The organism is Bifidobacterium mizhiense (assembly GCF_020884755.1).
Lineage (GTDB): Bacteria > Actinomycetota > Actinomycetes > Actinomycetales > Bifidobacteriaceae > Bombiscardovia > Bombiscardovia mizhiensis.
The window spans coordinates 25,936-38,367 of the sequence record NZ_BPWE01000007.1 but is presented as its reverse complement, the minus strand read 5'-3'; the positions used below and the strand labels follow the sequence as shown (position 1 = coordinate 38,367).

8 protein-coding genes are annotated in these 12,432 nt (G+C 62.5%); 5 read left to right on the top strand and 3 right to left on the bottom strand.

The genetic code is table 11. The features are described 5' to 3' along the window. The first annotated feature begins 31 nt into the window (after positions 1–31). The gene (gene rsmI, locus LPC22_RS08150) at positions 32–985 is read left to right on the top strand and encodes a 16S rRNA (cytidine(1402)-2'-O)-methyltransferase (RefSeq protein WP_229133472.1); all 954 of its coding nucleotides are present in this window, start codon (positions 32–34) and stop codon (positions 983–985) included. Here rsmI and LPC22_RS08145 read toward each other — a convergent pair. Together LPC22_RS08145 and LPC22_RS08140 are read right to left on the bottom strand one after the other, a co-directional pair. Next, positions 964–1,380, bottom strand: a complete 417-nt coding sequence (locus LPC22_RS08145; RefSeq protein ID WP_229133455.1) for a variant leucine-rich repeat-containing protein — start codon at positions 1,378–1,380, stop codon at positions 964–966. The two genes, rsmI and LPC22_RS08145, sit on opposite strands and share 22 nt — an antisense overlap. Continuing rightward, on the bottom strand, positions 1,377–1,988 hold the full coding sequence (locus tag LPC22_RS08140) for a hypothetical protein (RefSeq protein WP_229133454.1): 612 nt from the start codon (positions 1,986–1,988) through the stop codon (positions 1,377–1,379). The genes LPC22_RS08145 and LPC22_RS08140 overlap by 4 nt, the downstream gene beginning before the upstream one ends. Before the next feature lie 294 nt (positions 1,989–2,282). On the opposite strand from LPC22_RS08140, the gene metG reads away from it, so the two are divergent. Beyond that, positions 2,283–4,154, top strand: coding sequence for a methionine--tRNA ligase (metG, locus tag LPC22_RS08135; protein WP_229133453.1), 1,872 nt, complete (start codon positions 2,283–2,285; stop codon positions 4,152–4,154). 225 nt (positions 4,155–4,379) lie between these two features. After that, entirely contained in the window at positions 4,380–7,400 is a 3,021-nt protein-coding gene (locus tag LPC22_RS08130) for an HAD-IA family hydrolase (RefSeq protein ID WP_229133452.1), read from the top strand. Positions 7,401–7,700: 300 nt separating this feature from the next. Here the strand turns inward: LPC22_RS08130 and LPC22_RS08125 are convergent, their stop codons facing one another. After that, entirely contained in the window at positions 7,701–8,765 is a 1,065-nt protein-coding gene (locus LPC22_RS08125; RefSeq protein WP_229133451.1) for an alpha-arabinofuranosidase, read from the bottom strand. A 198-nt stretch (positions 8,766–8,963) separates the two neighbouring features. Here LPC22_RS08125 and LPC22_RS08120 point away from each other — a divergent pair, with 198 nt between their 5' ends. Both LPC22_RS08120 and LPC22_RS08115 read left to right on the top strand, forming a co-directional pair. Further along, the gene (locus LPC22_RS08120; RefSeq protein ID WP_229133450.1) at positions 8,964–9,920 is read left to right on the top strand and encodes a TatD family hydrolase; all 957 of its coding nucleotides are present in this window, start codon (positions 8,964–8,966) and stop codon (positions 9,918–9,920) included. 175 nt (positions 9,921–10,095) lie between these two features. Next, positions 10,096–12,417 carry a KUP/HAK/KT family potassium transporter gene (locus LPC22_RS08115; RefSeq protein WP_121913944.1) on the top strand — a complete coding sequence of 774 codons (2,322 nt, stop codon included), beginning with the start codon at positions 10,096–10,098 and terminating at the stop codon, positions 12,415–12,417. Positions 12,418–12,432: the final 15 nt, after the last annotated feature.

The window sequence follows — 12,432 nt, the reverse complement described above, 5'->3', positions numbered from 1 at the left end:
TAGATTAGGCCATACTGAAGGCATGAGCAGCATGAATGGCCGGAGCGATGGACATATACAGGGTGGAGAAAGCCATGCAGGGTCGATTTCACCCGGTGTTTCACGTGGAACAGTGGTGCTGGCGGCCACGCCTATCGGCAATGTCGCCGATGCCTCGACACGCTTGGTGGAGCTCCTGCAGTCGGCGGATCTGGTGGCAGCAGAGGACACGCGGCGGCTCTATGATCTGGCCAATCGTTTGGGGGTGCGCGTAGGCGGCAGGGTTATGGCCTATCACGATCATAACGAGCGGCGAATGGCTGATCCCATCCTGGATCAGGTGCGTGACGGAGCCTGCGCGCTGGTGGTCTCAGATGCGGGCATGCCCACCATTAACGATCCGGGCATGGCCATTGTCAGGCGGGCCATTGAGCGAGGCATACCGGTCACCTGTGCCCCTGGCCCCAGCGCCGTGCTGGATGCCCTGGCCCTCTCCGGACTGCCGACCGACCGCTTCTGCTATGAGGGGTTTCTTCCCCGTCGACACCAGGAGCGGTTGCGGCATCTGCGCACCCTACGCAGCGAGGAGCGGACCATGGTCTTCTACGAGACGCCCCACCGCATTGATCAGGCTATGCAGGACCTTCAGGAGGTCTTCGGCCCCGACAGGCTCATGGCCCTCTGCCGGGAGCTGACCAAGGAACATGAACAGATTCGGCGGGGCACAGTCGGCGAAATTGTGCGTTCCCTGCAGGAGGACCCTCCCCGGGGAGAGATGGTCCTGGTCGTGGCTGGTGCATCCGCCTTGGAGGCCAGGCGCAACGATCCTGAGGCCATGGATGATCGGCGGCTGGCGGTTCTGGCGCGTGATCTGGCCCGCACCGAGGGCTTGCGGCTCAAGGAGGCCATCGCCCGGGTAACTGCCGAACACCCCCTGGCTGATGGCAGCCTGCCCAATCGCAAGCGGATCTATGCCTTGGCTGTTCAAGAGGATAAGGGGGACTGATTTCCATTGCCTTCATCCAGCAGTACCTCCAGTGCCCTGCGCACACCGGGCCCGCCCAACTGGGAGATGGTCTCCAGCAGTGCTGGTGAGGCGGCGGGATTGGCCACCAGCCACCGGCGCAGCTGAGGCTCCTCCCGGGCGATGGCCCAGAGGATGCTCGGGTCGGTCGCGGGGTCTGTGGCCATCAGTGCGGTGGGCACCAGGGGAGGCTCTGGTGGCGGGGCGCGCATCTCGGCCGTCGGTTGGATGCTATGGGGATCGTCTTGGCTCGAACCGTCTTCTGCCAAGGATCGCGACCGGCTGCTGATGGCAGTCATGAGCCGGGCTATGCGTTCAGTGGCGGAGGATCCACGATGGCCGTGCGTACCTCGGCCACCCTTCATTGGCAGACTCATAGGATCGCCTTGAGTCTTCTTATGGTCTCCAGCCCTTGAGCGTGGCCTGGCCAGCGGGGGTTGGAGGACAGAAGCGCCTCGCAGGATCCGCAGCTGACCTGATATCGCTCCATGAGCTCATGCAGGACCGCCATGGTCTCCTCTCCGTTGCACCGGCCCGAGGGGTCGCAGGCCAGATCACAGGCCGTCCAGAGCGGCGAAGTCACCCAAAGTTTCCCCAGCTTCATCAGATAGCGGGCATCCAGCTGTCGCTGGTGGGGATGCAGAGGCCTGCCGTGAACCGGCGTGCGGAAGTGGGAGTTGGAGATGATGTCCAGTGCATCGGGGAAACGGCCGTTGATCCATATCCAGAGCGCCAGTCCGCCGCATGCTGCTGCGCCATAAGGCACCATGGGCATGACGATGGAGGCGCGGCCGTAGAGGCCATCCGCCTGTTCGTTCAGGTAGCAGCAGGATCGGTCCAGACAGGTTACGATCCCCTCATTCACCAACAGACTGAGGCTGAGCGGGCCAGGCAGGTCTCCGGTTTGGATCAGACTGGGCAGCGGTTTGGGTTCGGGGGTCAGGGCCCCAAGTTCGGTCGTAGGAGGACGGCCGCGGGTGCGCATCGGCGCTGCTCCGGCTGGTGGTCCGGGCCACTGTTGAGCGGTGTCGGCGAGTGGTGCTCGGCCTGGCGGCTTTGTTGTAGCTCTGAGGGTGCGGCTGGCGCCATGGGCAGTGGTAGGCGTCCACGTCACTCCCCCGAGGACGTGTTCTCGATTCATGGTTCGACTGTAAATGGCTGGTTCCGGGTTTATCTGGGGGAAGGCCAAATTTGTGCACTTGTGGATAATCTGCTTGCTGGATGGCAGTCCTGTGGACGGGCAGGGGGATTGTAGGCCTGAGCCGATAATCTTGCTGGTATGAGTCATATCCTTGTTTCCGTCGCCTGGCCCTACGCTAATGGGCCCCGTCACATCGGCCACGTCGCTGGGTTCGGCGTCCCCTCGGACGTCTATGCACGCTACGAACGCATGAAGGGCAATGATGTCCTCATGGTTTCGGGGACTGATGAGCACGGCACCCCCATCCTGGTGGAGGCTGACGCCGAGGGTGTGGGCCCCCAGGAGATCGCCGACCGCTACAACCGTGTCATTGTCAAGGATCTGTGCGATCTGGGGCTCAGCTATGACCTCTTTACCAGGACCACGACCGGCAATCACGAGAAGGTGGTACAGGAGCTCTTCCGCCAGTGCCGGGCCAACGGCTACATCTATGAGGGCCAGCAAAAGGTGGCCATATCACCTTCCACCGGCCGGACCCTGCCCGATCGCTACATCGAGGGGACCTGTCCCATCTGTGGCGCCGATGGCGCTCGCGGCGACCAATGCGACAACTGCGGCAACGAGCTGGATCCGGACGAGCTGATCAACCCCGTATCCAAGATCAACGGGGAGACGCCCCGGTTCGAGGAGTCCAAGCACTTCTTCCTGGATCTGCCCGCCCTGGCCGAGGCCAATCTGGCCTGGCTGAAGACCCGCAAGGGCTGGCGCAGCAACGTGCTCAACTTCTCCCTGGGACTCTTCAAGGAGGTCAAGCCACGGGCCATCACCCGTGACATCGATTGGGGTATTCCCGTACCTGTGGACGGCTGGGTGGATGACCCCAACAAGAAGCTCTATGTTTGGTTCGACGCCGTCATCGGCTACCTGTCGGCATCCATCGAGTGGGCCCGCCGTCAGGGCGATCCCGAGGCCTGGCGCAAATGGTGGAATGACCCCAAGGCTCTGGGCTACTACTTCATGGGCAAGGACAACATCACCTTCCACTCGCAGATCTGGCCCTCGGAGATTCTGGCATACAACGGCAAGGGGTCCAAGGGCGGGCAGCCGGGCTCCTACGGCGAGCTCAACCTGCCTGAGCAGGTGGTGGCCAGTGAGTTCATGACCATGGAGGGCAAGAAGTTCAGCTCCTCGCGGGGCATCGTCATCTATGTCAAGGATATCCTGGCACGCTATCCGGTCGATGCAGTCCGCTATTACATTTCCATCGCTGGGCCGGAGACCTCGGACTCGGACTTCACCTGGGCTGAGTTCGTCCGGCACAACAACGAGGAGCTGGCCGCCTCCTGGGGCAACCTGGTCAACCGCGTGGCCAACCTGCTCAACAAGGACTTCGGTAGTATCCCCCGAATCGAGGAGGACTGGCTGACCGAGGAGGATCGTGCCCTGCTGGACCGCAGCCTGCAGGCCTTCGATACCGTGGGCTCCCTGATCGAACACCATCGTCAGAAGGCCGCCCTGGTCGAGGCCATGGCTCTGGTGGGTGACATCAACAAGTACATCTCCGCCCAGGAGCCTTGGAAGATCAAGGACGACCGTAACCGTCTGGCCGCCGTCCTGCACACTGCAGCCCAGGCGGTGCTGGACGCCAACATCATGCTGGCCCCCTTCCTGCCCCATGCCTCACAGCGGGTCTGGGAGACCATGGGCGGCAAGGGCACCTTCTCACCCCTGCCCCGTATCGAGGAGGTTGACGACCTGGATCGGTCCGACTTCCACTATCCCATCATCACCGGCGACTACCGGCTGGGGGAGACCGTTCATCTCTGGGCACGCGAGCCCCTCAAGGACGGCACGCCAATCGATCGGCCCACACCCATCTTCCCGCGCATTCCCAAGGAGGCTGTGCAGGAGGAACTAGACCGCTTCCAGGAGCAACTGGATCGCCGCAAGGCCAAGGAGCGCGCCCGTTTCGAGGCCGAGCAAGCCAAGTTGGGCGACCAGAGCAAGTAACAGTCGACGCGCCCGGGATGGTATTCGTGATTCACAGAGAACTTTGAGGTTTTCGGGCACTTCCTCCAAGGTAGCGCTGGTTATATTTGTTCTGTCGGTTGAAGTACTGGCCGATGGGGGTCATGCGGCCCCGATAACTGAACCCCTTCTTCTCTCTCTTCTCGCCCGGCGGTTCTTCGAACCGCCGGGTTCTTTCGTCATGGAAGACCCATAGGATGAGTAACCATGAAGGTTGCCCAATTCGCCTGTGTGCTCTTCGATCTGGACGGGGTACTGGTGCCCACGACCGTCCTGCACAAGGCCGCCTGGAAGGCGTTGTTTGATCAGGTCCTGCCCTCGAACGTCCCGGCTTATACGGAGCAGGACTACTACGCCTATGTGGATGGCCGGCCCCGCTATGACGGTGTCGACGCCCTGCTGCGCAGCAGGGGCATTGAACTGGACTGGGGCAGCCCCAATGACGATCCGCAGCTGGACACCGTCTGCGGATACGGCAATCGCAAGAATATGACCTTTGAGCGGATGCTGAAGCAGAAGGGCATCGATCCTTACCCGGATACGGTGGATCTGCTCAGGCACCTGCGCACCGACAAGAAGCGTCTGGCTGTGGTATCCAGTTCGCGCAACACGGCCGAAGTCCTCCAAGCTGCTGGAATCGCTGGATACTTCGACACCGTGGTGGACGGCAACCTCAAGGACGAGATGGGTCTTCAGGGCAAGCCGGCCCCGGACACCTACGCCTATGCGGCCAAGGTGCTGGGCCTGCGCAATGAGGATGCTGTTGTGGTCGAGGATGCCCTCTCTGGTGTAGCCGCCGGCCATGCAGGCAGGTTCGGCCTGGTTGTGGGTGTGAACAGGGGTGCCGGCCGCGAGCAGCTGCTCAAGGCGGGCGCGGACCTGGTGGTGGATCAGCTGATCGAGCTGATCGACGACGATGCCAGCGAGCGTGCACAGGCGGAGGATCCGGACCTGGATGAGAATCGTTTTCCTGTCGAGGACTGGGGTCTGAGCGAGGTCGGTCGGCCCGATGCTGTCAGTGCCACGGTTTTCTCGGTCACCAACGGCTCCGTCGGTGTCAGGGGCGAAGGCGGAGGGGAGCGCTGCCTGGGCAACGGCACCTTCCTGAGCGGCTTCCATGACACCTTCCGTATAGCCCATCCCGAAAGCGCCTACGGATACGCCCAAGTGGGTCAGCTCATCCAAGGGGTGCCCGATGCTTCGGATTTCACCCTCAAGGTGGAGGGGCTGCCCTTGGGTCGGCCGGAGAAGACCACGCAGCGTTTGGACTTCCGAACCGGAATCGCAACCACCACCAATCTGTACGATCTGGGCCACGGCATCCACCTGAAGACCGTGCTCACCCGCATGGTCTGTCTGTATGACCGCAGCCTGAGCGTCTGCACGCTGACCGTCGAGTCGCCTGACCGGGACATGGCTGTGGTGGTCGAGGGCCCGGTCAACGCCGACAACCCCCGCCATGTCAACTCCAGCGACCCCCGCAAGTCGACCTTTGTGGACGGCTGTGGAATCCATGAGGTGCTGGACAATGCGGTCTATGGTGAGCTGAGTGCGGATTGCAGGGTCTTTCGTTGCAATAATTCACGGCTCAGCCTGGCTTTGGGTGTCAGGCAGTTCAGGGATGGTCGGCCTGTCGAGGGCTCCGGTTGGCGCATGGACGTGCCCAAGGGCGGTTCCACCCGTCTGGTCCGTTACGCCGTCTACCGCAGCCACCCCATTCTTCCGGCTGGCACCAGCGGCAACGGTCTGGTCGTGCAGACCCGCGGCGAGGGGACCAGGAATCTGGTCGAGGACTGCCGAGATCGGCTGGAGGAGGTCAGCACCCTCTCTGTGGAGGAGCTGGAGCGGCGTCAGCGGGAATGGCTGGACCGATTCTGGGAGCGTCAGGATATCCGCATCCAGGCCGACGATGGCGGTCGTACCCAGCAGATGGTGCGTTGGGAACTCTTCCAGCTGGCCCAGTCCACGGCCCAGATCGAGAACGGTGTGGGTGCCAAGGGTCTGAGCGGGTCTGGCTACAGTGGCCACTACTTCTGGGACACCGAGATCTACATTCTTCCCTTCCTGATTTATTCAGCGCCTGCCCGGGCAAGAGCCGTCCTCCACTACCGCTATCTGATGCTGCCTGCCGCCAGGCGCAGGGCCTGCGCACTCAACCTGAACGGCGCCCTTTTCCCCTGGAGGACCATCGATGGTGAAGAGGCCTCCGCCTACTTCCCCACGGGCACGGCCCAGTACCACATCGATGCCGATATCGCCTACGCGGTGGCCCAGTATGTGCAGGTCACCGGCGATGAAGACTTCCTGCAGGCTGAGGGCATCGACATCCTGGTGGAGACGGCCCGTCTCTGGATGAGCCTGGGACGTTACAAGGAGGACGGCCGCTTCCACATCCACTGCGTGACCGGCCCAGACGAATACACGGTCCTGGTTGACGACAACCTTTACACCAACCAGATGGCCCGATTCAACCTTCTGGCCGCTTACAAGGGCTACCAGCACCTACGGGAGAAGCATCCGGATCTAATCGGCGGCATACGCGAAAGGCTGCACTTCGACGACGAGGAGGCCGACAAATGGTCCAGCGCGGCTCAAGCCATGTTCGTCCCCTTCGACGATCAGGAGGGCGTCCATGCCCAGGATGCCCAGTTCATGCAACGCCCGCGCTGGCATTTTGATCGGTTCACGGCCAGGCCCCTGCTGCTGCACTACCATCCGCTGGTCATTTACCGGCACAAGGTGCTCAAGCAGACTGACGTGGTTATGGCTCTCTATCTGCTCAGCTCCTGGTTCACTCCGGAGCAGAAGCGGGCTGACTTCGACTACTACGATCCGCTGACCACCGGGGATTCGACCCTGTCAGCAGCTTCCCAGTCCATTCTCGCCGCAGAGGTAGGGCATGGCCAGCTGGCCATGCAGTACTTCCGTCGGTCCTTGTTTACGGACGTGGACGATCTCCATGCCAACACTACGGACGGCATCCACTTGGCTGCCTGCGGAGGCGTCTGGTCCAGCCTGGTCTGCGGCTTCGGCGGTCTGCGGGACACGGGCGGAACCGGTCTGAGCATTGACCCCCACCTGCCTTCATCCTGGCGCTCTATGACCTACGAGCTGGAAGTGCGGGGCACCAGGTTCCAGGTTGCTGTAACGACGGACGGTGTCGATCTGAAGCGTCTGTCAGGACCCGAGCTGGATCTTCTGGTCCAGGGACATCCACGCCACATATGACCTACGGATTCTGGGCCTAGACACACTCGGGATCAATGGATTAAGTAAGTGCCGGGCTGATCGAAGACGACTGGAACCTAATGCTACAGACCCGAGCGGGTCTGTAGCTTCAGGAACATTTTTCAAAAAAACTAGAAGTGAAGATACCATGATCTGATTCACTCATAGCCCAGGTCTAAGTTTTACTGGTCGTGTCCCCTGTTGCGGTACCAGTGAACACATTTATTGGAGCACCAACGCACGATTATAGGATTGTATTCGTGAGAAGCTTCGCCATGGCTGTCTGCATGCTGCCGCCGCTCAGCGGGTCAGGGTGCGCTTCAGAATTCGGTACTCGCTCTCGGTGATGGGCATGATGGAACCGTGGCGCTTGGTCAGCCGGCCGAAGTTCATGTCTGTAACCAGATCCCAGTCCTGCCGCTCTCTGGAAGACAGATCGGCACAGCGGAAGGGCAGATAGCCCCGGCCCTCGGCGAACTGGTCGCAGATCAGGCCGAAAGGCATGGCCCGGCCGTCGGGTCCTGCGGCGTCGGCATCGTTGTAGAGGAAGAGCTCGGGGCCCTCCAGATACCGTGAGGAGTAGCGTCCCTGGCCAAAGATGTCGGTCAGGTTGGACAGGTATGACCAGGCCTGGTCGTCGTCGGTACGCACCAGCTCATGGGTGACAGCATAGGGGTTGCGGGTGCGTTCCAGGGTGATCTGGTCATCCTTGGAGGCCCGGTACCACCAGCCGTCGGGTGCCTTGAGCATGGTCGTGTCGATGATCCCGTTGCTGCGGTCGATCCATTTGACCGGGCGGGAGAAGGAAACCAGATCGGTGCTGGTGGCATAGTACATGTTGATACCGTCGCCCAGCTCGTTGGCCAGGTCGGCTGCGGCCGGGTCCTCGGCGCTGTCGGCGGCCGCCGTGGCCCAGAAGACTATCCATTGCTCCCTGTCGGCGTCCCAGCAGGCCTCCGGTGCCCAGGCCATGCCCGCCTTGGGTATGGCTGAAGCCACGTCCACCAGACGGGGTCTGTCCCAGTGGGCCAGGTCCGGCGAATCCCAGATGACCAGGCCGGTGGATCCATCCACCGTGGACCGGCCCTCCTGCCAGCCGCCCCTGTGGTAGACGGACAGGTCGGTGGCGATGATATGGAAGAGGCCGTCTGGTCCACGGACGATATAGGGGTCGCGCACACCACCCTCGCCCTCGCTCCAGGTCAGCACCGGGTCTCCCTGGGCCCGCAGGTCATGCCAGTGCAGACCATCGCGGCTGAGGGCGAAGTAGAGCTGCTCATCCGTCTCGGCCTGTTCATGGCCGGTGAAGTGGACGAAGAGGTAGGCGCTGGTCGCCTCGAACGTGGGTTGCCAATCCGTAGACATGTTCCACCTTTCCTGCTTACGGCAACGGTACCGCGGCGGCGGGGGACTGGCGGACAGGCGGCGGGTGCTTGTTCGTTCTTCCGTTCCGGCCGTCCCAGGGCCGTCAGAGGTGATTCTAGCTGCCGACCTTCCTTTTGGCAGAGCCGGTCGTCCGGGCGGGTCGCAGTTTGGGCCGCATGAACTCCTAGACTGTGGACCATGAGCAAGCATCATCGCGACCGCAGCTGGGCTCCCGACCCCGAGCCGCTGCCCGAAGGCGTCGGAGTCATCGACGATCACACCCACATGGCCTCTGTGGTCCCCTTCGCCCAGGAGATGGACCGGCAGGCCAGGGAGCGCGGGCAGAATCCCGTCCCCGTCCGCACAGTCGACCAGCAGCTGGAAAGGGCCAGGGCTGTGGGGGTGGTCGGGGCCATCGACGTGGGCTGCGAGCTGCCCAACCTGCAGACGGCTGTGGACCTGGCCCTGGCCCATCCCGTGGTGGTTCACGCGGCCCTGGCCATCCATCCCAATGAGGCCGTCCTGCACGGCCATCGAGGGGTGCCGGGCCCAGATGGACTGCCGCTGCAATATCAGCCCTGGCATGATGTTTCTTTCGAGCAGGCGCTTGAAGAGGTAGCCCGCCTGGCCCGCGCATATCCCGACCAGGTGGTGGCCATCGGGGAGACGGGCATGGATCTCTTCCGGACCGGTCAGGGGGCCGAAGAGATCCAGCGGCAGGCCTTCCGCGACCACATTGCCCTGGCCAAGGAGCTGGATCTGCCCATGCAGATTCACGACCGCGACGCCCATCGGCAGGTTATCGAGACCCTGCTGGAGGACGGTGCTCCCGAGCGCACGATCTTCCACTCCTATTCAGGTGATGCGCAGATGGCCCAGGTGGCCGCCGAGCACGGCTGGTATCTGAGTTTTTCGGGGACGGTCTCCTACAAGGGCAACGAGGGAATCCGCCAGGCCCTGTCCGTGGTCGGCATGGATCACATCATGGTGGAGACCGATGCGCCCTACCTGAGTCCCATGCCCTACCGGGGACGCACCAACTCCCCTTACATGATTCCCTACACCCTGCGTGCCATGGCCGATGCGCTGGACTGCCCCCTGGATCAGGTGGCCCGAGCGACGGCAACCACCACGCGCCGGGTTTATGGCCTGTGAGGGAGGTCCGACGGACGGTGCCAGACCGGGATTAAGCTTATGGAGTGTCGCGGTCTGAATCGCCCCCGCCAGGTGTGGGGGGAGAGTGCTACGGTTGTCGTCGCACGTGTGCGCGAACAGCAACATACGGCACCCGGAAGTAGATGAGTGAAGGCATTGGCCGATGGAGGGCTCTATGGCGGATGAGCGGCATGAGTTGGCGGCTCAGGATGATGGCAGGGGCGCTGACGAACCACCCCGGTTATCCGGTGAAAAAGCGGCGAAGCCGACGACGGCCCGTCGTAAAGGTCGGCCGACGAAAGAATCGATACTTCCTCAGGAGAGCTTCACCAAGGCTCCCAAGATCTCGGCCAAGTCCCGCACCCGGGAAGAGGAGAACGAGCTCAAGCGGGTTCGGCGCGAGGCCCAACGGGCGGCCCAGCGTCGCCGCACCCCGCCGAAGGGTCCTCTGGGCCGCTGGTGGCGGCGGGTGCAGTCCTCGCCAGACAGAATCAGCTTGGGCATGTGCATCGTGGCCTTGGGCGTGGTCTACGGCGACATCGGCACCTCGCCCCTGTACACTATGCAGGCCTTCGTGGCCGGTCAGGGCGGCATGGCCCGTGTGGACAGGCCGGCCGTGCTGGGCATGCTCTCCCTGGTCTTCTGGTCCATCACGCTGATCACCACGGTCAAATACGTCCTGGTGGCCATGCGTATCGACAACAAGGGCGAGGGCGGCATCTTCGCCCTGTACACCCTGGTTCGGCACTACGGCAAATGGCTGGCCATTCCGGCCATGGTCGGTGGTGCAGCCTTCCTGGCTGATTCGGTGCTGACTCCTGCGGTCTCCATCTCCTCGGCAGTCGAAGGCCTTAAGACCATCCCCATCCTGACTCCGATCTTCCGTGAAAACGGGAACCTGACCATGGTCATCACCTTCGTGATCATCCTGATCCTGTTTGCCGTCCAATCGCGCGGAACCGAGCGGATCGGCAAGGTCTTCGGCAGCGTGGTCATGGTCTGGTTCGCCTTCTTGGCCCTGATTGGCATATACTGCATCGGCAACGACTGGTCCATCTTCGAGGCCCTGAACCCGGTCTACGGGATTCGCTTCCTCTTCAGCCCGCAGAACCCGGTGGGCCTGACCATCATGGGCACAGTCTTCCTGTCGACTACGGGAGCTGAGGCCCTCTACTCCGACATGGGCCACGTGGGCCGTGGCAACATCTACGCCACCTGGCCCTTCATCAACATCGCCTTGGTCTTCAATTACTTCGGCCAGGGGGCGTGGATTCTGCGCAACACCGACAATCAGGCCCTGCAGGGCGTGGACGGGCTCAACCCCTTCTTCCAGATGATGCCCACCACCGTGCGCTACGTGGCGGTTCTTCTATCGGTGACGGCCGGTGTCATCGCTTCGCAGGCCCTGATCACGGGCGCCTTCACCATGGTCTCGGAGGCCACCGGCCTCAACTGGATGCCCCACCTGCAGGTACGCTACCCGGCGCGTACTCGCGGCCAGCTCTACATCCCCACCATCAACTGGGTGCTGTGCGCGGCCACGCTGACGGTGCTGGCCATCTTCAAGGATTCCGAGCACATCTCGGCCGCCTATGGACTGGCCCTGACGGTGACCATGATCACCACCACCGTCCTGCTGGCCGACTACATCTGGCACGACGGCAAGCGCGTGTTCTCTCTGCTCTTCGCCTTGGTCTTCCTGGCCATCCAGATCCTCTTCTTCATGGCCTCCATGGCCAAGTTCATGCACGGCGGCTGGTTCACCATGCTGCTGACTGCGGCCATCCTCTACATCATGTACACCTGGGACGTGGGCACCAAGGTGGAGCGCTCGCAGCGGCGGCATATGACGGCCAAGGAGTGCCTGCCCGCCCTGGAGATGCTCCACAACGACTTCCGCGTTCCCTACTACGCAGACAACCTGGTCTATCTGACCTCGGATGCGGAGATGCGGCGGCTGGACACCGACATCTTCTTCTCCATCTTCGCCAACCGGCCCAAGCGGGCCCGGGCCTGGTGGGCCGTCTCGGTCCAGACTACTGACGCCCCCTACACCCGCAAGTATTCGGTGGAGAACTTCGGCACCAACTACCTCTTCCGTGTGCGTATGAGGCTGGGCTTCAAGGTGGATCAAAATGTGGCCACCTACCTGCACCAGATCATGCACGAGCTGATTGACAGCGGCGAGCTACCCAAGCAGCCCTCCATCTATCCCAAGGTGGACGAGGATCCGCAGATCGGCACGGTCACCTATGTGCTGGTTCATAAGGCCCTGATGCCCGAGTCCAAGATCGACTCCCGCGGTGCCTTCTCGCTGAAGGTCAAGTACGCCATCCGCAAGGTGGCGGGCTCGCCGATCAAGTGGTTCGGCCTGGCTCCCTACAACCCCATCGTGGAGGTGCAGCCCCTGTTCGTCTCCACCAGGGCGGTTCCCAAGCTGACGCGCGTGGTCCTGCCCTCCCGCAAGATCAAGGGCGGCAAGCACCACAAGGGCTGAATGAGTGGAATCTCA

What these genes read in the sequence shown, in the direction of transcription:
- metG (WP_229133453.1), top strand. Translation starts at nt 2,283, where the DNA reads ATGAGTCATATCCTTGTTTCCGTCGCCTGGCCCTACGCTAATGGGCCC.
- LPC22_RS08145 (WP_229133455.1), bottom strand. Translation starts at nt 1,380, where the DNA reads ATGAGTCTGCCAATGAAGGGTGGCCGAGGTACGCACGGCCATCGTGGA.
- rsmI (WP_229133472.1), top strand. Translation starts at nt 32, where the DNA reads ATGAATGGCCGGAGCGATGGACATATACAGGGTGGAGAAAGCCATGCA.
- LPC22_RS08140 (WP_229133454.1), bottom strand. Translation starts at nt 1,988, where the DNA reads ATGCGCACCCGCGGCCGTCCTCCTACGACCGAACTTGGGGCCCTGACC.
- LPC22_RS08120 (WP_229133450.1), top strand. Translation starts at nt 8,964, where the DNA reads ATGAGCAAGCATCATCGCGACCGCAGCTGGGCTCCCGACCCCGAGCCG.
- LPC22_RS08125 (WP_229133451.1), bottom strand. Translation starts at nt 8,765, where the DNA reads ATGTCTACGGATTGGCAACCCACGTTCGAGGCGACCAGCGCCTACCTC.
- LPC22_RS08115 (WP_121913944.1), top strand. Translation starts at nt 10,096, where the DNA reads ATGGCGGATGAGCGGCATGAGTTGGCGGCTCAGGATGATGGCAGGGGC.
- LPC22_RS08130 (WP_229133452.1), top strand. Translation starts at nt 4,380, where the DNA reads ATGAAGGTTGCCCAATTCGCCTGTGTGCTCTTCGATCTGGACGGGGTA.